14 protein-coding genes are annotated in these 19,497 nt (G+C 61.7%); 10 read left to right on the top strand and 4 right to left on the bottom strand.

From position 1 onward, the window contains the following. Positions 1-129 precede the first annotated feature (129 nt). The 5 genes from ACIGJG_RS21985 (at position 130) to ACIGJG_RS22005 (ending at position 7,930) form a co-directional block, all read left to right on the top strand. Positions 130-2,124, top strand: a complete 1,995-nt coding sequence (locus ACIGJG_RS21985) for a polysaccharide biosynthesis protein (protein ID WP_140950100.1) — start codon at positions 130-132, stop codon at positions 2,122-2,124. A 247-nt stretch (positions 2,125-2,371) separates the two neighbouring features. Next, positions 2,372-3,649 (top strand): Vi polysaccharide biosynthesis UDP-N-acetylglucosamine C-6 dehydrogenase TviB, encoded by a 1,278-nt coding sequence (gene tviB / locus ACIGJG_RS21990; protein ID WP_140950101.1) that lies wholly within the window; start codon positions 2,372-2,374, stop codon positions 3,647-3,649. A gap of 25 nt (positions 3,650-3,674) precedes the next feature. Continuing rightward, positions 3,675-4,763, top strand: a complete 1,089-nt coding sequence (locus ACIGJG_RS21995; protein WP_140950112.1) for an NAD-dependent epimerase/dehydratase family protein — start codon at positions 3,675-3,677, stop codon at positions 4,761-4,763. A 30-nt stretch (positions 4,764-4,793) separates the two neighbouring features. After that, the gene (gene asnB, locus ACIGJG_RS22000) at positions 4,794-6,824 is read left to right on the top strand and encodes an asparagine synthase (glutamine-hydrolyzing) (protein WP_140950102.1); all 2,031 of its coding nucleotides are present in this window, start codon (positions 4,794-4,796) and stop codon (positions 6,822-6,824) included. Next, positions 6,812-7,930, top strand: coding sequence for a glycosyltransferase family 4 protein (locus ACIGJG_RS22005; RefSeq protein ID WP_483673924.1), 1,119 nt, complete (start codon positions 6,812-6,814; stop codon positions 7,928-7,930). The genes asnB and ACIGJG_RS22005 overlap by 13 nt, the downstream gene beginning before the upstream one ends. 146 nt (positions 7,931-8,076) lie before the next feature. Here ACIGJG_RS22005 and ACIGJG_RS22010 read toward each other — a convergent pair whose 3' ends face one another. After that, positions 8,077-9,225, bottom strand: coding sequence for a glycosyltransferase family 4 protein (locus ACIGJG_RS22010; RefSeq protein WP_483673925.1), 1,149 nt, complete (start codon positions 9,223-9,225; stop codon positions 8,077-8,079). A gap of 443 nt (positions 9,226-9,668) precedes the next feature. On the opposite strand from ACIGJG_RS22010, the gene ACIGJG_RS22015 reads away from it, so the two are divergent. From ACIGJG_RS22015 to ACIGJG_RS22030, 4 genes are all read left to right on the top strand, one after another. Further along, positions 9,669-10,748: a polysaccharide biosynthesis/export family protein gene (locus tag ACIGJG_RS22015; protein ID WP_041680630.1), complete on the top strand. Its 1,080-nt coding sequence runs from the start codon at positions 9,669-9,671 to the stop codon at positions 10,746-10,748. Between the two features lie 14 nt (positions 10,749-10,762). Further along, the gene (locus ACIGJG_RS22020) at positions 10,763-11,251 is read left to right on the top strand and encodes a low molecular weight protein-tyrosine-phosphatase (RefSeq protein ID WP_011301477.1); all 489 of its coding nucleotides are present in this window, start codon (positions 10,763-10,765) and stop codon (positions 11,249-11,251) included. Beyond that, the gene (locus ACIGJG_RS22025; protein ID WP_011301476.1) at positions 11,226-13,469 is read left to right on the top strand and encodes a polysaccharide biosynthesis tyrosine autokinase; all 2,244 of its coding nucleotides are present in this window, start codon (positions 11,226-11,228) and stop codon (positions 13,467-13,469) included. The genes ACIGJG_RS22020 and ACIGJG_RS22025 overlap by 26 nt, the downstream gene beginning before the upstream one ends. Before the next feature lie 104 nt (positions 13,470-13,573). Beyond that, positions 13,574-14,242 carry an acetyltransferase gene (locus ACIGJG_RS22030; RefSeq protein ID WP_011301475.1) on the top strand — a complete coding sequence of 223 codons (669 nt, stop codon included), beginning with the start codon at positions 13,574-13,576 and terminating at the stop codon, positions 14,240-14,242. 44 nt (positions 14,243-14,286) lie between these two features. Here the strand turns inward: ACIGJG_RS22030 and ACIGJG_RS22035 are convergent, their stop codons facing one another. Together ACIGJG_RS22035 and ACIGJG_RS22040 are read right to left on the bottom strand one after the other, a co-directional pair. After that, positions 14,287-14,955 carry a membrane protein gene (locus tag ACIGJG_RS22035; RefSeq protein WP_011301474.1) on the bottom strand — a complete coding sequence of 223 codons (669 nt, stop codon included), beginning with the start codon at positions 14,953-14,955 and terminating at the stop codon, positions 14,287-14,289. Between the two features lie 59 nt (positions 14,956-15,014). Next, positions 15,015-15,632 carry a sugar transferase gene (locus ACIGJG_RS22040; RefSeq protein ID WP_483673926.1) on the bottom strand — a complete coding sequence of 206 codons (618 nt, stop codon included), beginning with the start codon at positions 15,630-15,632 and terminating at the stop codon, positions 15,015-15,017. A 172-nt stretch (positions 15,633-15,804) separates the two neighbouring features. Here ACIGJG_RS22040 and ACIGJG_RS22045 point away from each other — a divergent pair, with 172 nt between their 5' ends. Beyond that, entirely contained in the window at positions 15,805-16,839 is a 1,035-nt protein-coding gene (locus ACIGJG_RS22045; RefSeq protein WP_011301472.1) for a DUF1839 family protein, read from the top strand. Positions 16,840-16,909: 70 nt separating this feature from the next. Here the strand turns inward: ACIGJG_RS22045 and ACIGJG_RS22050 are convergent, their stop codons facing one another. Next, the gene (locus ACIGJG_RS22050) at positions 16,910-19,471 is read right to left on the bottom strand and encodes a beta-mannosidase (RefSeq protein WP_140950103.1); all 2,562 of its coding nucleotides are present in this window, start codon (positions 19,469-19,471) and stop codon (positions 16,910-16,912) included. Between the last annotated feature and the right edge of the window lie 26 nt (positions 19,472-19,497).

A 19,497-nucleotide genomic window follows, 5' to 3' on the forward strand; every position in this document is an offset into this window, starting at 1 on the left:
ACGCCACCGATGAGTCAGCTGTCGCGCTCTGCAAGACGGCGACTGGACTTCGGGGGCACTTTGGAACCCGAAAGCGAGCGGTTCGACTGAAAGCCCCGCTCAAGGTCCAGTAGAAAAGAGCTCCCGAAAATGAGGATCTACCCTCCCGTCTGGCTAACGTCCCTTCCTCGTCGTCAAAAGATTGCGCTGATGGTCTGCGCGGACCTGATTGCCCTTCCCGTGTGCTTTTCGCTGGCGCTGTTCCTGCGTGCCGGCAATACAGAACTACTCCACCAGTACGGGTTCTTGCCTTCACTGATCATCTCGGCCTGCACAATTCCGGTGTTCTCATACAGCGGACTGTATCGAATGGTCGTTCGATACTTCGACCTCAGGGTCCTGTGGGTCTCCGGTGCAAGCCTGGCTTGTCTGGTTGCCCTGACTTACGCGCTATCTTATCTCGTGACTATCGGCCACCTTCCCAGGACCGGCCTCCTCATCTACTGGTTCATCGCGTTCTCATACGTCGTCATCTCGCGCTTCCTGGCGCGGGCCGTCATCACGCGCGCGCAACAGCGCAAACAGACAGGCGACCGCGATGTCCTGCGGGTTGCCATCTTCGGTGCTGGTGAAGCAGGGGCGCAACTAGCCACCGCCATGCGCGCAAGCTCGGGCCACCGACCTGTCTGCTTCTTCGATGACGACATCTCACTCGACAAGAAGATCTTCTCCGACCTCCCTGTGTACTTCAGCGACAACATGAAGGACCAGATCAACCAGTTGGGCATCAACGAGGTCGTGCTCGCAGTTCCCTCTCTCTCCATCAAGCGTCGCAAGCAAATCGTTGACAAGCTGCACCGGTACGCAGTCAGTGTGCGAACGCTCCCGACACTGCTTGAGCTTGTCGACCGCAAGATCACCATGCAGTCGGTGCGAGACATCAAGATCGAGGATTTGCTGGGCAGGGATATCGTGCCGCCGCGAGAAGAGTTGTTTGCAAGATGCACCCACAGAAAAGTCGTGATGGTTACGGGCGCAGGAGGTTCCATCGGCAGTGAATTGTGCCGGCAGATCGCCAGCCGCCAACCCAGCAAGCTCATACTGTTCGATCATTCCGAATTCGCGCTATACGTCATAGAGCAGGAGCTGCGGCGCACGTTTCCCGAGTTGCAGATCGTCGCGCGCATCGGCTCTGTCTGCGACGTCGAAGCCGTGGCGGCCGCCATGCGGGGTCAAAGGATCGATTCGGTCTATCACGCCGCGGCCTACAAGCATGTACCGATGGTTGAGGCCAACATGCCAGAGGGCATACGCAACAATGTCCTTGGGTCCGCAACGATCGCCAACATGGCCGATCATTTCGGCGTAAAGACGTGCGTCTTGATTTCCACGGACAAGGCGGTACGTCCAACCAACATCATGGGTGCCAGCAAGCGCATTGCAGAGTTGGCGTTTCAGGCTGCCGCGTCACGGCCGAATACGAGCACCACGTTTTCGATGGTTCGCTTCGGCAACGTACTGGGCTCGTCCGGCTCGGTGGTTCCACTGTTCCGCAAGCAGATCCGCGCCGGCGGCCCGGTGACCATCACGCACCCGGACGTCATCCGCTTCTTCATGCTGATTCCCGAAGCGGCACAGCTGGTCATCCAGGCGGGCGCCATGGCCCAGGGCGGAGAGGTCTTTGTCCTCGACATGGGCAAGCCGGTCAGGATTACGGATCTTGCCCGCACCATGATCGAGATGTCCGGGCTTGTCGAGAAGACACGCAAGAATCCCGCTGGCGATATCGAAATCAAATTCGTGGGCTTGCGCCCCGGCGAGAAGCTCTACGAGGAGTTGCTGATCGGTGGGGAAGTGACGCCAAGCGAGCACGAACGCATCATGTGTTCGCACGAGCCCTTCCTGGAAGAATCGGAGTATCGCGAGAAGCTTGGCAAGCTGTTGGCAGCCTGTGAATCCCGTGATGATCTCGCGATCCAGCTGGCGGTGCAAAACCTGGTGCCCGAATACGCTCCCTACAGCTCGCTGGACACGCCGCGTGACAGTACAGCGGTTGCGGACGAGTCCCGGCAGCCGACGCCATTGCCAGTGCTCAATCTGAAGCCCGCGCAAGCCGGGATCTCCGGAATCTCTGGCGGCTCCTGACGACAGTCACGAGTACCAGTCCCGCTTGCCGCGTGCACCACGCGGCCAAGGACACCGTTCCGCTGGCGGCAGCCGGACCTGGACCTGGCACACCGCACTCACGCGAAGCCCAGCCGCCATCAAGCGCTCCGCGTTTGTACGCCAAGACACGAAGCCCTGCGCACAGGGCGCCGCATGCCCACGATAATTCTTTAAAAGTCCCACATCCATGCCGCCGCCAGGCCCACTCACCACGGAGATTTTGGTCATGGACCTCAGCAACGCAAAGATCGCCATCATCGGACTGGGCTATGTCGGCCTGCCGCTTGCAGTGGAGTTCGGCAAGCAACGCCAAGTCGTAGGCTTCGACATCAATGCCGTACGCATTGACGAATTGCGCAGCGGACAGGACTCGACGCTCGAGGTAAGCCATGATGACCTGCGCGGCGCACGCTCCCTGAAGTTCTCCTGCGATCCGGCGGATCTGAAAGACTGCCAGGTATTTATTGTCACGGTGCCAACCCCGGTGGACCGGGCAAAGCGCCCGGACCTCACGCCGCTGATTCGCGCCAGTGAGACGGTGGGCCGGGTCATGGGACAGGACGCTGTGGTCATCTATGAGTCGACGGTGTATCCCGGCGCTACAGAAGAAGTCTGTGTACCGCTTCTCGAACAGCACAGCGGCTTGAAGTTCAATGTGGATTTCTATTGCGGTTACAGTCCCGAACGCATCAATCCGGGAGACAAGGAACACCGGCTGCCGGACATCCGCAAGGTCACCAGTGGCAGCACGCCCGAGGTCAGCGTGGCTATCGACGAGCTGTACCGCAGAATCATTGTGGCAGGTACGCATCGCGCCAGCAGCATTCGTGTAGCGGAGGCCGCAAAGGTTATCGAGAATACCCAGCGCGACGTAAATATCGCGCTGATGAATGAACTCAGCCTGCTTTTCCACAGGCTGGGCATTGACACGCTGGAGGTGTTGAAGGCAGCGGGCACGAAATGGAACTTCCTGCCTTTCCGGCCGGGGCTGGTGGGAGGACATTGCATAGGTGTAGATCCCTACTATCTCACCCATAAGGCGCAGGAAGTGGGCTATCACCCGCAGGTCATCCTGGCGGGCCGTCGTATCAACGACCGAATGGCCATCCATGTCGCGGATGAGCTGGTGAAACTGATGCTGCGCCGGGGCATTTCCGTGCTGGGCAGCCGCATTCTCATGCTTGGTCTCACATTCAAGGAAAACTGCCCCGACGTTCGAAATACGAAGGCAGTCGATATCGTGACCACACTGCGCGGCTACAACGCCACGATTGACGTCTACGACCCCTGGATCGATGTGGAGGAAGCCGAAGCGGAGTATGGGCTCGCATGCCTGCGTGAACTTCCGCGCCATGATCAATACGACGCCATCGTACTGGCCGTGCCCCATCATCAGTTCGTCACGATGGGGGTGCGGGCGATCAGGGCCTTTGGCAAATCGCACGCCGTGCTGTTCGACGTAAAGGGCATTTTGCCGAGGAACGATGTCGACGCCCGCCTCTAGAAGCGCACCGCCACGAAGAGCTCACATGGAATCCATCACCTACGCGAATCTGAGGACCAGTCTGGTTGCCAATCCGTGCACGTGGCTGGTCACAGGAGTGGCCGGATTCATCGGCAGCAATTTGCTGGAGACCTTGCTGCGCCTGAACCAGCGCGTGGTCGGCCTGGACAACTTCTTGACCGGCCACCGCCGCAACCTGCATGAAGTGCAGGCGCTGGTATCTCCCGCGCAGTGGGAGAACTTTCAATTCATCGAAGGCGACATCCGGGACCTTGAACAGTGCCGGAGCGCCATGCGCTTTTGCTCCGGGGAGCGCGAAGGAACGCACGGCGCGAGCAGCCATCCGGTCGATTTCGTGCTGCACCAGGCCGCGCTGGGCTCCGTGCCACGCAGCCTGGAGGACCCCATCGCGACCCACAGCGTCAACATCAGTGGCTTCCTGAATATGCTGGTCGCTGCGCGCGACGCCGAGGTACGCGCTTTCGTTTACGCGGCGAGCAGCAGCACCTACGGCGATCACCCCGGCCTGCCCAAGACCGAAGACAGGATCGGCAAGCCATTGAGCCCCTACGCGGTCACGAAATACGCGAACGAGTTGTATGCCGACGTCTTCAGGCGCTGCTACAGTTTGCGTGCCATCGGACTACGCTACTTCAATGTATTCGGTCCACGCCAGGATCCGAACGGGGCATACGCAGCCGTGATTCCGCGGTGGATTTCCGCGTTGCTGCGGCGCGAGACCGTCTACATCAATGGCGACGGCGAAACGAGCCGCGACTTCTGTTACGTGGCGAATGCTGTGCAGGCCAACCTGCTTGCCGCTCTCAGCTGCAGCGGAGACGCGGAAAGCCAGATCTACAACGTCGCCGTCGGTGACCGCACCACGCTGAGTACCCTGTTCCAGCTTCTGCGCGACGGGCTTCGTCCTTATGGCATCCCCGCGGACACGCAGCCGACCTATCGGGCCTTCCGTGCGGGCGACGTCCGCCACAGCCAGGCTGATATCGGCAAGGCACAACGGTTGCTCGGATATCAGCCCACCCACCGCATCGGTGACGGGCTGGCCGAGGCAATGCACTGGTATGTGCAGTTGCACCGGACGCAGGACGCCTGAGCAGCACCGAAGACAAAACGGAAGAGCGCGATGTGTGGATTTGCAGGATTTCTTGGCGGTATACCGGGTTCCCTGGAAGATCGTGCGATCTTGCTGACCCGTATGGGACAGCGGATCCTTCACCGGGGTCCGGACCATGGCGACCTTTGGTGCGAGCCCGGCGCGCCTTTCGGCTTTGCGCACCGGCGCCTCGCAATTGTCGATCTGTCCCCGGCCGGTCGACAGCCGATGATTTCGGCGAGCGGCCGCTACGTCATTGTGTTCAATGGCGAAATTTACAACCATCCCGAAATACGCGCCGAACTCGAAAGCGCAGGGGCCGCGCCGCGTTGGCGAGGGCACTCCGACACCGAAACGCTGCTTGCCGGCATCGACGCATGGGGAGCCGATGCCACGGTTCGGCGAACCATCGGGATGTTTGCCTTTGCCGTGTGGGACCGGCAAACGCATTCCCTGACGCTGGCGCGTGACCGGCTGGGTGAGAAGCCGCTCTACTATGGCTGGCAGGGCTCAGGCCAGGCGCGTGCCTTTCTATTCGGATCAGAGCTCAAGGCACTGCGCCCTCACCCGGCATTCGACGGCAGCATCGACCGCAACGCCCTCACCTTGTACATGCGCTACAACAATGTCGGTGGCGGGCATTCGATCTACCAAGGCATCGCCAAGCTTCCACCTGCGCACTTGCTGACCGTGTCGATGCTGGCGCGCGAGCCTGTTTTGCGTGCCTACTGGTCGGGGTCCGCGGCAGCGCTGCAAGGTAAGCAGGACCCTTTCACGGGCGGTCCCGAAGAAGCCGTCGACAGCCTCGATGCGCTGTTGCGAGATGCTGTCGCCCGCCAGATGATGGCTGACGTGCCGCTGGGCGCATTTCTCTCCGGTGGTATCGATTCGTCGACCGTGGTCGCACTGATGCAGTCCCAGTCCACACAGCCGATCCGCACGTTCTCGATCGGCTTCCACGACGCCGGCTACAACGAGGCCGCACACGCCAAGGCCGTCGCCCGCCACCTCGGCACCAGCCACACCGAGCTGTATGTGTCCCCCGAGCATGCCATGGCGGTGATTCCGCGATTGCCGGAGATCTACGACGAGCCATTCTCCGACTCTTCGCAAATCCCCACGCTGCTTGTTAGCGGACTGGCCAGGCAGCACGTGACGGTGTCCCTCTCCGGCGACGCGGGAGACGAGTTGTTCGGTGGATATAACCGCTACCAGATCACGGCAGAGCTTTGGGGCCGGCTTGCCCGCATCCCCGGTCCGGTGCGCGCCGCGGCGGCCTGGGGGCTGACCCGTCTTTCTCCGCACCAGATCAATCGCGTCGCAGCGCTGCTGCCAATGGCATCGCGCTGGTCCCATGTGGGGGAGAAGGTCCACAAGGGCGCGGGCGTCATGGCCGCGCACACCGTGGATGAACTCTATCGCGGCATGGTCTCCCAGTGGCAATGTCCGGATGCAATCGTCATGGGCGGGGCGGAGCCGGCAACCTTGCCTGAGCCCGTTGCAAGGGCGCTGGCGATGCTCGGCGACGTGGAACGCATGATGGCGGCCGATCTGCTGACCTACCTGCCCGACGACATCCTCACGAAGGTCGACCGCGCGGCCATGGCGCGAAGCCTTGAAACTCGCATCCCCTTCCTCGATCACCGCGTGGTGGAGTTCGCCTGGCGGCTGCCGCTGGCCTACAAGATCCGGCAGGAGGACGCCGGGCACACGACCAAATGGGTACTCAGGCGCGTGCTTGACCGCTATGTGCCACGCGAGCTGATCGAGCGGCCGAAGATGGGATTTGGCGTCCCGATCGACGCATGGCTGCGTGGTCCGCTGCGCGACTGGGCCGACGATCTTCTGAGCGAGGAGCGCCTGCGTCGCGAGGGCTTCCTGAATCCGCAACCCATACGCCAGCGTTGGACTGAGCATCTGTCCGGGCGGCGCAACTGGCAGCATCCCCTATGGTGTGTGCTCATGTTCCAGGCCTGGCTAGGGCACGAGACAACAGAGCGGACCGCACCGCCGCTGACTGATATCCCGACATCCGATAGGAGGCTGGCATGCGCTTTCTGATGATCGCGAGCTACGCGGAGTCGCTGATCGCGTTTCGCGGGCCGCTGATGGAAGCATTGCAGGATAGCGGACTTGAAATGCATGTCGCGGCGCCGGGGCTACTGGAAGGACATCCCGTGCGCGTCGCGCTGGAGGCACGCGGCGTAGTCGTGCACCATTTCCCGCTCGACCGTACCGGAAAGAACCCGCTCGCCGACTTTCGCACGCTCTTCGCGCTGTATCGGCTGATGCGCGGCATCCGGCCAGACTGCATGATGAGCTATACGATCAAGCCCGTGATCTACGGCATGCTGGCCGGATGGCTTGCGCGCGTGCCGCGCCGCTTCGCGCTAATCACAGGGCTGGGCTACACCTTCCGCGATGCAGAGGGCAGGAACAGCCTGCGCGCCGTGGTCCTGCGGCTGTACACGCTGGCGCTCAGGCAGGCCCATATCACCTTCTTCCAGAATCCCGACGACGAGGCATTGTTCCGACGGTCGGGAATACTGGCCCGCCACAAGCGGTCCTGTATCGTCAATGGCTCCGGCGTCGATATCGCCAGCTTCCAGGTGGCTCCGTTGCCCGACGACGGACCCCGCTTCCTGCTGGTCGCCCGGCTGCTCGGCGACAAGGGCGTACGAGAATATGCAGAAGCTGCCAGGCGAATCCGGGCACGCCGCTCGGGGGCTCGCTTCGGCCTGGTTGGCTGGATCGATACCAGCCCCGACGCGATCGCCCAGCATGAACTGGACGCGTGGGTGGCGGACGGGACCGTCGATTTCCTTGGGCGGCTGTCTGATGTACGTCCCGCGATTGCCGGCTGCAACGTGTTCGTCCTGCCATCCTATGGCGAAGGCACACCGCGCGCCGTGCTGGAAGCCATGGCGATGGGGCGTCCCATTATCACGACAGACGCGCCGGGTTGCCGCGAGACGGTCGTCGATGGCGACAATGGACTGCTGGTGCCGGTCAAGTCCGCCAGCGCGTTGGAAAACGCGATGATGCGTCTCATTGAGGACTGGGAACAGGTGGAGCGCATGGGCCAGCGGTCACGGCAGATCGCAGAGCACAAGTACGACGTTCACAAGATCAACGCGGCAATGCTGCGTGAGATGGGATTCGGCTGAGCGCAGACGGCGTCGCGGGTTAAGGCGTTTGGCCTGACCCGTGTGCCCTCAGTTCATGAAATGATGAAGGCGCGGCGCTTCAATGCGCCCCTCCGCCGGAGTCATCGCTGGATCACAGGGACCGAATAACGCGATATATGAGAACATCATCTTCCCGATGTTGCGGCCTGCGAGAACATGTTCGCAATTTTCGGGATTACCGTCTGCACGCAATATAGGCTTTCGACGAGTCCACGTCCCGCGGTGCCCATGGTGCGCCGAAGGTCTCCGTTATCCAGCAACTGCGATAGCTTCGAAATCCACTCATCTTCGTCTCGTGCAAGAAAACCATTGACGTTGTCCCGCACGATCTCGTTGTTGACACCGACCGGAGACGCGATCACCGGCAGCCCGCATGCCATGTACTGGATCAGCTTGTACCCGCACTTTCCCCGTTCCCACGGGGAATCAAGGAGAGGCATGATTCCTACATCACACTCCGCGATACATTGCGCCTCTGTATCTTCCGTCCACGGCAGGCATTCCACGCGCACACCGGAGATCGTGACGCTGCCGCCTATGACGCGAAGCATGAATTCATGGCGTGCGCTCAGCGAAGCCAACGCCGCTCCCAGCGTAGACAAATATCCTACCGTAGAGGGGGAACCGATCCAGACAATGCGCAATGGTGCAGCCGGATCCTCGCTTAACCGACGGTGGACACCGTAGCGATTCAGGTCAACGACAGTCGGAACGGTCTCGACCCAGCTCGCGCCTGCGCGCCTTGCGCGCTCCGCAAGATATTCGTTTCCGGCTGTGACCAAGCGCGCTCCGGCCATCAATGCATCCAGGCGACGACCGAACCAAAATCGAACAAGCGCCGAATGATGAAGATCGTAAACATGGAATTGCGCGTCATCGTAGTCGAGAACGTAAGGCACGCCCTTTAGCAGTCCGCGCTCAAGCCAGGCCGGCAACCACGGCAGCGCTTCCTTTTCGATCCAGATGAGATCAAAGTCCCGTCGCCGGACCAGCGCAAGCACGCGCCGTGCGTAAGCATGGAAAAGTGGCGCCAACCCGTAGCCCCCTCCGGTATAGCGCTGACCTAGCAACGCGTCGGAAAGCAGTGGCTGCACGGTCAGCGACAAGCCGGCTTGCTCCAGCCAGGGGCGAAACTGCAGGCCTCGCAGACGCGAAGATGCACCAAGCCGCCCGTACTTCGACAAAACCAGAACCCGGACCGTGCTGGCTTCCACTTCCAATTGAGCCGAGAAGTCCCGATTCCCGAGATTGGCTGCAAAAGTGCTGTATTTCATAGACAGGGCATGGTGCGTGGCGTGAGTCCTTTGGCTCGGCCTGTAGTTCGACCTGAGGCTCTTGTTCTCCGCAGGTTACCGTTCGAAGCCGCCGTCCTTCAATACCGGTGGGTGGGTTGCCGAACGCATCGGTCCTTCTTGATGCATTCCTTCGGTCCATAGAGAAAGTGGATGAATTGATGCTTGGCTGCAACAGCCATCGCACCAGCGCAAGCCTGCTGCCACAGGGTCGGTCGCGCTCGGGCAGTGTGCGAGAACGCACCGAAGCATGGTCGAAGCCTTCCTACGATGCAAAGGCGGGCATGCACTGGGCGCGATGCCCGGCCGTACTCAAGAAGGAGACTGCTATGAGACCGATCCCTGAAGGAAAGGAATCAGGCGGGCTGGGCCTGGTGAGGCACTGCCATGCCACCGCGTCGAAGTTAGCCGCGATTGTCGTGGTCATGTTGTTGGGTGCATGCGCGGCGTCACCCGGCATGTACTTTGATTCTAAGGCGAAAGTTTCAGCGATCGGGCCCGACGCCGTGCCGAACGTGACTCCGATCACGCTGGATTTGGTGCGCGAACTGAAGACCAAGCCAAAGGTGGTGAATGAAAACGTGGAGCAATTGTTCGCAAAGCCCGAGCCCTATCGGATCGGCGCTGGCGACATCCTTTCGGTGGTGGTGTGGGACCACCCAGAAATGGTCTTTCCTACGCAAACGTACAGCATTGCCGCAGCGTTCGAGGTCCCGCAATCCAGCGGTGGGTCCAATATGCCTGGGTACGTTGTCAGCGCACAAGGTGACATCCAGTTTCCCTACGCTGGCGTGATGCATGTGGCAGGCCTGACAGCAGGTGAAGTCAGAGACCGTATGGCTCGCGTTCTCTCGCGCGTAGTGAGGGATCCCCAGATGACCGTCCGGGTGCTGGGATTTCGCAGCCAGCGTGTGTATGTCGACGGCGAGGTAAAGACTCCCGGCATGCAGGCTATCGACGATGCGCCCATGACACTGGTCGAGGCACTCAACCGCGCCGGGGGCGTACTGAACCAAACCGGTGATAACAGCCGTGTGCGTGTTACCCGGGGGGAGCAAAGCTGGTTTGTCAACATCCCGGCACTGCTGGCCAAGGGCGTTGATCCCGCGCACATCCTCCTTCGGTCCGGCGACATTGTTCGCGTAGAACAACGGGAAGACAACAAGATCTTCGTCACCGGGGAAGTGGTGCGCCCTACCTCGCTGCTGATGCGAAATGGCCGTATGACCCTGAACGAGGCATTGGGGGACGCTGGCGGTGTCAACCCCGGCTCTGCCAACGCTGAGCAGATTTTTGTGATCCGCAAGATGGCCGACGGGGAACCAAAGGTGTACCACCTTGACGGAAACTCGCCGGTTGCGCTTGCTATCGCCGAAGGCTTTGAGCTCGAGCCCAAGGATGTCGTCTATGTCGACGCGCGTGACCTTGTGCGGTGGAGCCGGGTGATCAATCTGCTTCTTCCCATCACGCAGCCAGTGGTCGGCGCAGCCAGCGTTGTCAAATAGCCAAGTGCATCGCCATGATCCGGTCAATCCTTATCATCTGCACCGGCAATGTCTGTCGTAGCCCCATGGCCGCATGCCTGTTCAGGCGCGCCCTGCCCGACTGCAACGTCGCTTCCGCGGGACTCGCCCCGCCGGTCGGAGCCAAAGCTGACCCTCGTGCGGTCAGGCTTCTCGCGAGTGAGGGGTGCGACCTGGGCACCCACCGCGCACGTGCCGTCGATGCGACCATGGTGGACACCGCCGACCTGATTCTAGTGATGGATGCCGAGCAGCGCCGGAAGCTGGAGTTGCTCTTCCCGCACGCCCAGGGAAAGACATATCGAATCTGCGAGTTTGTGTACGCGGACGTACCGGATCCGTACGGCTGTTCCGCCAGCATGTTCAGTATCGTGCTCGAGTTGATCAAGCACGGTATCGAGACATGGCTAACGCAATTAGAGGCGGATTCGACTGCCGCTAAACCGATGGAGATCCACCATGAGAACGGTCGATATGCACGATGAAGCGTCCGGCGGCCGGGACATCAACGGCACATCGATGGACGTTACAGCTTATCTTGACGTCCTGGTGCGCTTTCGCTGGACGTTCCTGATTACGGTGGCTCTGGTGGTAAGTGTCGGGGTTCTCTACGCGTTTCTTGCGCGCCCGATCTACCACAGCGACGTGATGGTTCAGGTGGAAGAGTCGAATGGCAACGCCAACACCAATAACGGCAAGCTCAATGCCGGGATTTCGCCAATGCTGGACCTGAAGCCCACGGCCAGTGCTGAAGTCGAGCTGTTGCGTTCCCGTATGGTCGTTGGCAAAGCGGTCGACGTCCTGCAGCTTTACATCGAGGCGAAACCTCGCTACTTCCCGTTGGTGGGCAACGTCATTGCCCGCTTCAATCCCGAACTGTCGACGCCGGGCCTGTTCGGCTGGGGTGGCTTTGCCTGGGGCAATGAATCGATCACCGTCCGGCAACTGGACGTGCCGGCAAACATGGAGGGCCGCAAGATCTTGCTGACCGCCCTGGGAGACCACCAGTACCGGGTCAGCTTTTCCAGCGACAACGCAACCGCAACGGGCACAGTGGGAGAGCCACTGTCGATTTCCACTGCCGCGGGCCCTGTGACGCTTCTTGTCAGCGGACTGGACAGCAAGGCAGGTGGGGCCTTCACGCTGCGGCGGCTCTCGCGCAGCGATGCGATTGCGCAACTGCAGGTGCGGCTGACCATTGCCGAACGAGGAAAGCAAAGCGGGGTCATCGGGATCTCCCTCGAAGGCGAGTCCCCGGATACGATCGCCGAGATCCTGAATGAAATTGGCAGCGCCTACGTTGATCAGAACGTTCGACGCAAGGCAGCGGAAGCCGAGAAATCCTTGGCATTCCTGGAACAGCAGTTGCCGGAACTCCGGCAACAGGTGGAGACCGCGGAGACACGGTACAACGCCATGCGCAACCAGCGCGGGACCGTGGACCTGAATGAAGAATCCAAGCTACTCCTGGCGCAACAGGTGCAAATCCATACGAAACTGCAGGAGCTCAGGCAACGACGGCAGGACCTGGCATCGCGCTTCACGCCAGGCCACCCTGCAATTGGCCTGATCGACAGCCAGATAGCCGGCCTGACCGGCGACCTCAATAGCCTTTCCGGTCGCATCCAAAAGCTTCCGGACGATGAACAGAAAGTGCTGCGCCTGATGCGCGATGTCAAAGTCAAAACGGAAATGCTGCAATCCATGCTCAATGATGTCCAGCAGTTGCGGCTGATGAAGGCCAGCAAGGTCGGGACCGCTCGCCTGGTCGACCCTGCGGAGGTCCCGGTAAAGCCTGTGCGGCCCAATCGCAAGATGATCAGCATTCTTTCGGTCGTAGCTGGTCTGATAGCCGGACTCTCGCTGGTCATCTTGCGTCAGCTGCTGAATGGTGGCGTGGCCGATGCGGAAGAAATCGAAGAGAAGACCGGGATGATTGTGTACTCCACTATCCCGTTTAGCGAACAGCAGTCGCGGCTCGATCCCGCCGATAGTAATCCCCCGGGACTGCTCGCCAGCGAGCACCCCGATGACCCTGTCACCGAAAGTCTGCGCAGCTTCCGGACCGCACTGCAGTTCGCCATCACTGGCAAGAACAACAAGGTGGTGGTCTTTGTCGGGCCGGCGCCGGGGGTGGGGAAGTCGTTCGTCTGTTCGAACTTCGCCGCCATTGCGGCCTCCGGGCATCGTGTATTGCTTATTGACGCAGATCTGCGCCGCGGGGAACTGCATCGCCGCTTCAACGACAAGCGCAGCCCCGGCCTGAGCGAACTGCTGATGGGTGCGCCGCTGGATCGCGTGATTCGGCGCCAGGTGGCACCCGGACTCGACTTCATCCCTACGGGTACCGAACCACCGCGTGCAGCCGACCTGCTGTCAGGTCCAGGCATGGACCCGCTACTGGAGGAACTCAAGTCACGCTATGACCTGATCTTGATCGATACGCCGCCTGTACTGGCGGCCTCCGACGCCGGTATCCTGGCCAGCAAGGCAGGTGCTGTGTTCATGGTCGTCCGCGCGGAAAGCACCACGATCAGCGAGCTGATCGCATCGCGACGGGAGATCCAGCAAGCAGGCGCAGAGATAAAGGGCGTCATCTTCAATGGACTGATCGTCGAAGGACGCTGGTACCGGGCACACTACTACTTTGGCAAGTATCGTTACCCTGGCGAATATGGAAGCGTGAATTCAAAGCGCGCGTGATGCGGTCGTCGTGTGCCTGGTGGAATAGGCAGAACGAAGATTTTGTATAGGTCCCCCGCCGGAGCCCTCCCAGGGCCCCGGTGACTGACGAAGGCGAGGTCGCCATGCCACTCATCACTGCAACCTCAGTGGCCTCCATTGTGATAGCCGGGGCCGGCGGCCTGGGCCTGGAGCTCTTTGATTACCTGGACAGGGAAGCCCTGGATGGCGGACCGCCGGTGGTCGGCTTTATTGACGACACGCCTGGCAAGGTGCCGGATGGCGTGAACCGGCCCAACCTCGGCCCGATCCGGCAGTTCGTTGCCGCGCCACAGCAAGGCGTCATGGTCGCAATTGGTTCACCCGCAGCACGTCAAGACGTATTCCGCTGGCTATTGCAACAACGCGTCATGATGCCGTCATATGTCCATGCCACGGCTTTGGTTTCAACATCTTCCCGTCTGGGCATGGCCGCGTTGATCTTCCCGTTTACCGTCGTGAGCCGCGATGCGACGGTGGAGGACGGCGTGGTAGCCAACGCGTTCTGCGGAATCGGGCATGGGGCTTCTGTCGGTCCCTGCTCGGTGCTTTCCCCTCATGTCGTGCTGAATGGCAATTCCTCCGTCGGACCCGGCTGCTTCTTGGGTACCCGCGCGACCCTGTATCCCGGCGTCAAGATCGGCGCCGAATGCACGGTGGACTCTCACACGGGCGTGTCATCCAACGTCAAGGACCGGCAGTTCGTCACGTCGGGGGCTTACCAGATTGCATCACGCCGTCTTCGGGACGAATAGGACTGCCACCTGTCCCGCGATACTGGCATCTGCGTCAGGCGCTGCTAGGAACGTAGACGCCACTGGACACTAATGGTGACGACGGTTGCACCGGAGATCGGATCAATACCGATCCTGCGCGAATACCGCTCGGTGACGCCAAGCCAGTCCAATCCCCGCGACCACAGTTGAATGCGGATCGGGTAAAACGATACGGGGACCAGCACGACCAGAAGCAGGCCCAGCACAAGGCTATTCAGTGCGGGCGCCCGCACAGCCGCAACCTTCCTGCGGGAAGGACGCAGATTTGCCCATGTCACAATGAATCCGACTCCCATGCCAATCAGCGTTTCTGCCACCGTGTGATAGTGGCCCGCAATCAGTGCAAGGGCTGCGAGCACCGCCACGCCAATGCCGATCCTCGTTCCAGTGCGAGCCGCTCTTTCGCCCCAGATAGATCCAAGTACTGTCAACAACACGGGATAAACGCAGGCGGTCAGCATGGCGTGTCCGCTGATGCTGTAAAGGTTGGCAGCAGGGACGGACCATCCGCCGAACTCAAAAGCCAGCTTTCCTGCGACGATCACGGCCGAGCCGGCGCAGAGCGTGAAGAGCCAATAGAAAGCCTGCTTCCACAAACCTTGGTATGCAAGACGAACTGCAACAAGAGCCGCGAGTGGAAACAGGAATGAGGCCTCGCCAAACCGCGCGACAAGAAACCAGGGAATATGCACTATTGCTCCAGCTTGTTGTTGTCGTTCACTCCTGCGCAATGCTGAATCGTGCCCTTAGTTCACGCAATATCGGCATTGTGAGCGCTCGGATTGCTGCCCCGGAAACGTGGCGCCGAGAATTCTCCCACCGCACTAATGCCATCGCGCGCCAGCACCTTTCTGACTGTTCGCCAAAGAATCACAATATCCAGCCACACGGAAGCATGGTCGACGTACCAGACATCCAGCCTGAACTTCTCTTCCCAACTGATCGCGTTGCGGCCGCTGACTTGCGCCAGCCCCGTGATTCCGGGCCGAACGTCATGGCGGCGCGCCTGTTCCTGCGAATACAGCGGCAAATACTCCATCAGCAGCGGACGAGGACCAACCAGGCTCATCTCACCTTTCAGGACATTCCACAGTTCCGGCAGCTCATCGAGACTGGTCGCGCGCAGGAATGCCCCGAAGCTTGTCAGGCGGTCCGGGTCCGGCAACAGTTCCCCATCCGCACCCCGGGCATTCGTCATGGTCCGAAACTTGAGAATCTGAAAGGGCTTGCCGTGTATACCCGGCCGCACCTGCCGGAAAAAGACCGGGCTGCCGAGCTTGCGGCGGATCGCGCAGAACAGGATGGCCAGCGGAACGGCAAGCAGCAAAAGACCCAGTGACGACAGAACAACATCAAAAATGCGCTTCATGGCGATCTCGCATTCCAGTCGAGCCGGCAGGCCACGATGCCGCCGACAGTCATGCTCTGATGCTACTCGCACAGGGCTTGCAGTCTGTGGGAGAGCGCACCGAAAGCCTTCGAACGGATTGCTAGTGTGACAGCAGGGGCATTGAAGGGCATTGAAGCGTGCCGAGGACATGATGAAATCAACGACCGTACCCAGCGAAGGCGGTGGCGGACTCGACGCCACCACGCGAACCTCCGTTCAACCCCACCCCCTGCACGGCCCCGACGCCACCTGGCAGGAAACCAATTGCTATATCGACCTCTGGATCGAACTGCTGCACGCCTGGGGACTCGACCCGCGCGCCGCGCTGCCGTTCACCGTCGCGCAAGATTTCGAAGGCGACCACTTCACCTTCTTCAAATACCCGCAAGCCGACCTGGAAACGCTGTACGGCACCGTGGTGCAGGAGATGGCGGTCTATGACACGCTGCAGGCCCACGTGGTGACACAGGTCGAACGCGGCCATACGGTGCTCGTCGAGGTCGACAGCTACTATCTGCCCGATACACACGCGACCGCTTACAAGCGCGAGCACGTGAAAACCACGGTGGCGATCGATAACATCGATCCTCACGCGCAACGGCTTTCGTACTTCCACAGCCTCGGTTACCACAGCGCGCACGACGAAGACTATCGCGGCCTGATGAGGTTGTCGCGCGAACTGAGCGGCAATGGGAACATCCTGTTCCCATACGCCGAATGTGCAAAGCGCGTGCGCCCCGCCCTCACCATGCCGGCCATGGCGGACGCGTCCGTTGCGCTGATGCGCCAGCATCTGGACAGGCTGCCCGCCATCAATCCGGTCACCTTGTGGCGAAGGGAATTCGACGCGCACATGGACACGCTGCTGGCGCGCGACGACGCCTATTTCCACCTCTACACCTTCAACCTCCCACGTCAGCTTGGCGCGAATTTCGAGATGTTGCATCACTGGCTGCGATGGCTCGACGAGCAGGGCCGCGGCAACCCGCTCGCGGCCCGCGCCGCGGAGTCTGCCGCCACCATTGCGGCCGAAGCCAAGGTCCTGCAGTTCCGGCTGGCGCGTGCGGTCGCACGCCGCCGCGCCGACCCGTGCACGCAGAGCCTTGACGTGCTGGAGTGCTGCTACGACAAGACCGTGGAAGGATTACTCTCCGCTTTCGGTGACACACGGCTTGCTGCCGCATAGGCAGACGGCGCCAGGCAAACACCGGCGACGTCCCTGATGTCGCCACAATCAGCCCACAATGAGCCCACAATCAGCCGTCGTAGCCCAGCGAGCGCTCGGCGTTGACGGCGTAGATCTCTCCTGACGGCACCGCATCGACCTGGCTTGTGTCTGCGCTATCCCGCATGAGGCGCACGCGCCGGCTGCATCCCGGGCCAAGATGAAACCAGTTCTCGGTGGCCTGATAGGCGTGGTCCTCGATGTGTACCCAACGTGCAAAACGGCGGGCTGTGATGGTCAGCCACCAGTCGTCATCCACACGTTCGACCTGCGCCTGCAGTTCAGGCGGCTTCAGCGCGGCCGCGCGGCGGTCAGGCAGGTACACGGCCTGGCTCAGCGGCTCGCCGCCGTTCTCGTCCATCAGCGTCGCGATCACCACGTCGTGCGACGGCGGACCGAAGCGGTACGCATAGGTGAAGTCGACAAAGCGATCGAGCAGCGCGGCGGCTTCCACGCGTTCCGCGCCGTGAGCCGGCAACCGAAGAGAATGCCGGACCTTCTCCACGACGATCTCGCCGTCACGCAGGCAACACAGCTCCAGCAACAACCGGCGCGGCTGCGGCGTCTCGTTGAGCACGTGCAGGTGCAGCCCGTTGAGGCCTTCGTCGGTGATGAGCACCTGCAGCGGTTGCCACGCCTGCTGCAATGCATGCCACGCCGATTTTGGACGCCCGCGTGCATCGACGATACCCCAGCCCGCACCGGGCACCAGATCCTGGAATTGCCAGATCAGGCCGCCCGCGCAACCGGAGCCGACGCGCCGCCATTCGGCGAACACATCGCTCATCACCTCGGCGACCACCGCGCGCGACAGCATCAGGTAACGCTGCGGCTGCTCATAGCGCAGACGCGACGGATCGACATCGTAAAGCGTACGCAGGTAGTGATCGCGCACGTCCTCGAAATCCCACGGCGCGCCGGCGTCGCGCGGCACCGTGGCCTTCCAGCGCGGCGAATGCAGCGGCGGCGACCCCATCTCCGCAAGCGTGCGGTCACACGGCACGTTGGAGAAGGCCAGACATTCCGATGCGAACCGTACCTGGGCCAGGCGGGCATCCGCGAGCGGACGCTCATAGGCGCCTACGCCGTAATAGTGGCTGACCCCGCCATCGGGCTGGAATGGCCATGCGCCGCCGTTGGGCGAATTGCCGACATACACGATATCTGGTCGATGAGCCGCAACGAGCTGCGGAATCAACGTGTCGAACAAAGGCTGCTTCCATTCGCTGCGCGAGGTGCCGAGCATCGCGGCTTGCTGCTCCGCTTCACTGCCGCCACAGGCCACCGCAATGCTCGGATGGGCCCGCGTCGATGCCAGCCACTCGCCAACTTCGCGCGTCGCATCTTCGGTGAGGCCAACACCCGGCCCAATACTGCCGTAGTCGAAATTGGCGAACATGAAGTCCTGCCAGACCAGCAGTCCGAGTTCATCGCAGTTGCGATAAAAGGCTTCACCCGGATAGCATGTCACGCCGCTGATGCGGACCATGTTCATGCCGCCCGCGCGTGCGAGTTCGAGCCAGCGCCTCGACGCCTGGTCGGTATCCGCCAGCCCCGTGAGATCGATGCTGGAAAAGCAGGCACCTCGGCAGAACAGCCGTTCGCCGTTGATGCGCAGCGTGAACGCTCCGGCTTCTGCCGGGCACTCCGTCGACACACTGCGAAAGCCGACACGTCCGCAAGGGATCGAACGACCGTCGATGGTGGCATCGACACGATAGAGGCTTGGTTCGCCATGCGTATGCGGCCACCATAACCGCGGGCGCTCGACATGGATGGTGCCCGCCAGCGTGTGCCGGTCGATACGAACCAGCGCGGCCTGACCTTGGCAGCCGGCTTCGTCGCTGAGCTCCACGGCGCCGGTGGCAGGCGCCGACGCAGCAAAATGCAGGCGCACCGACACCTCGCCATCCTGCTCGTGCAGCCGCGCCCACAGGTCTGCCCGCAAGCCATGCAGGATGTCGCTGCCCGTGGGGTCAAGCAGTTCAACGGGCCGCCAAGGTCCGACAGCATGAACCGGCGGGCACCATCCCGGCATATGGCCAAGCAGCGTCGCGCGCACGGTCCGCAACTGCGGCGGCACGATCATGCGGGGCTTCCATCGTACCGGGCCCCGCTGCCTGCGCAGCCATGGATCGAGCGCCCGGAAGCAGAGATGAAGCAGATTGCTGCCGGCCAGATCCACCTCAACCTCGTGGGCAACGAACATGTGCCGTGTGCTCAGCACAAGCCTGCCGTTCAGCCAGACTTCGGCGAGCGTGGCCAGGCCGTTGAAACGCAGCACGCGCCGGCCGTCGCCGGTAAAGACAACCCGATACCAATGGTCATGTACGTGCAACGGCAGCGGCGCAGCGTCGTCCCAGCGCCCCGCTGCGCGCAGGGCGCTGGCGACAGTGCCCGGCACGGGGGCAGGCAGCCATGCCAGCCCCGGGCTCAATGCCGCGGGACTGTCTGCGGCACCGGGAGGGGTCTGGGTCCACGTCCACTCGCCTTGCAGCGCGGCATCGACCACGGCAATCCCCGGGCGCTCAATGCGCGGGGATTGCCTGCCAGGCGCGGCAAGGCTTGCATCCAGGCAAGTCTGCAGCTTCATGAGACCGTCTCGGCGGCGCGTCAGAG

The organism is Cupriavidus sp. C1SS-2L (assembly GCF_057073735.1).

What these genes read in the sequence shown, in the direction of transcription:
- ACIGJG_RS21985 (WP_140950100.1), top strand. Translation starts at nt 130, where the DNA reads ATGAGGATCTACCCTCCCGTCTGGCTAACGTCCCTTCCTCGTCGTCAA.
- tviB (WP_140950101.1), top strand. Translation starts at nt 2,372, where the DNA reads ATGGACCTCAGCAACGCAAAGATCGCCATCATCGGACTGGGCTATGTC.
- ACIGJG_RS21995 (WP_140950112.1), top strand. Translation starts at nt 3,675, where the DNA reads ATGGAATCCATCACCTACGCGAATCTGAGGACCAGTCTGGTTGCCAAT.
- asnB (WP_140950102.1), top strand. Translation starts at nt 4,794, where the DNA reads ATGTGTGGATTTGCAGGATTTCTTGGCGGTATACCGGGTTCCCTGGAA.
- ACIGJG_RS22005 (WP_483673924.1), top strand. Translation starts at nt 6,812, where the DNA reads ATGCGCTTTCTGATGATCGCGAGCTACGCGGAGTCGCTGATCGCGTTT.
- ACIGJG_RS22010 (WP_483673925.1), bottom strand. Translation starts at nt 9,225, where the DNA reads ATGAAATACAGCACTTTTGCAGCCAATCTCGGGAATCGGGACTTCTCG.
- ACIGJG_RS22015 (WP_041680630.1), top strand. Translation starts at nt 9,669, where the DNA reads ATGTTGTTGGGTGCATGCGCGGCGTCACCCGGCATGTACTTTGATTCT.
- ACIGJG_RS22020 (WP_011301477.1), top strand. Translation starts at nt 10,763, where the DNA reads ATGATCCGGTCAATCCTTATCATCTGCACCGGCAATGTCTGTCGTAGC.
- ACIGJG_RS22025 (WP_011301476.1), top strand. Translation starts at nt 11,226, where the DNA reads ATGAGAACGGTCGATATGCACGATGAAGCGTCCGGCGGCCGGGACATC.
- ACIGJG_RS22030 (WP_011301475.1), top strand. Translation starts at nt 13,574, where the DNA reads ATGCCACTCATCACTGCAACCTCAGTGGCCTCCATTGTGATAGCCGGG.
- ACIGJG_RS22040 (WP_483673926.1), bottom strand. Translation starts at nt 15,632, where the DNA reads ATGAAGCGCATTTTTGATGTTGTTCTGTCGTCACTGGGTCTTTTGCTG.
- ACIGJG_RS22045 (WP_011301472.1), top strand. Translation starts at nt 15,805, where the DNA reads ATGAAATCAACGACCGTACCCAGCGAAGGCGGTGGCGGACTCGACGCC.
- ACIGJG_RS22050 (WP_140950103.1), bottom strand. Translation starts at nt 19,471, where the DNA reads ATGAAGCTGCAGACTTGCCTGGATGCAAGCCTTGCCGCGCCTGGCAGG.